This window comes from Mycobacterium sp. E3305, from assembly GCF_001666785.1.
In the GTDB taxonomy this organism is placed as follows: Bacteria; Actinomycetota; Actinomycetes; order Mycobacteriales; family Mycobacteriaceae; genus Mycobacterium.
The window spans coordinates 1-1,000 of sequence record NZ_LZJA01000102.1; the positions used below are offsets into that span (position 1 = coordinate 1).

Genomic DNA, 1,000 nt, shown 5'->3' on the forward strand with positions numbered 1-1,000 from the left:
TAGACTTGACGAAGTTGGCATGTCAGCCGGGTATTGTCATATCGTTTTACGACTTGTCGAGACCGGTTTCCAGGCCACCGTTCAGCGCTGCACGGACGCATCCCTAACAGGATCATCTCCGCCTGGGGGACAGCCTATCGAGACAAGACCGAGGGGTCACAGCCCGCAACCTTCGGGTGCGATCTCATCGGAGCAGCCGTCAACGGCCGCTCGCAACGTTCAGGTGAAGGGTCAGGTGCATATGACGCCCAAGCGCGTCGGGTTATACAACCCCGCGTTCGAGCACGATTCGTGCGGGGTAGCCATGGTCGTCGATATGCACGGCCGTCGTAGCCGCGACATCGTGGACAAGGCAATCACCGCGCTGCTCAACCTCGAACACCGCGGTGCTCAGGGCGCCGAGCCGCGCAGCGGCGACGGGGCCGGCATCCTGATCCAGGTTCCGGATGCGTTCTTGCGTGAGGTCGTCGACTTCGAACTCCCCGAGCCGGGCAGCTATGCCACCGGCATCGCCTTCCTGCCCCAGTCGTCGAAGGACGCCGCGGCGGCCTGCGACGCGGTCGAGAAGATCGCCGAGGCCGAGGGCCTGACGGTGCTCGGCTGGCGCAACGTGCCCATCGACGACTCCTCGCTGGGGGCGCTGTCCCGTGACGCGATGCCCACCTTCCGGCAGGTGTTCATGGCCGGCGCTTCCGACATGACGCTCGAGCGCCGCTGCTACCTGGTTCGGAAGCGCGCCGAGCACGAACTCGGCACCAAGGGACCGGGCCAGGACGGTCCCGGGCGCGAAACCGTTTATTTCCCAAGCCTTTCCGGTCAGACCATGGTCTACAAGGGGATGCTGACCACCCCGCAGCTCAAGGCGTTCTATCTTGACCTGCAAGACGATCGGATGACCAGCGCGCTGGGCATCGTGCACTCGCGGTTCTCCACCAACACCTTCCCGTCGTGGCCGCTGGCCCACCCGTTCCGTCGCGTCGCCCACAACGGTGAGATCAAC

General features: G+C 64.7%; 1 pseudogene. It reads left to right on the forward strand.

Annotated elements, in window-relative coordinates:
* Positions 1 to 241 precede the first annotated feature (241 nt).
* Positions 242 to 1,000, forward strand: a pseudogene (locus A5701_RS09930) (glutamate synthase subunit alpha); the annotation flags it as partial.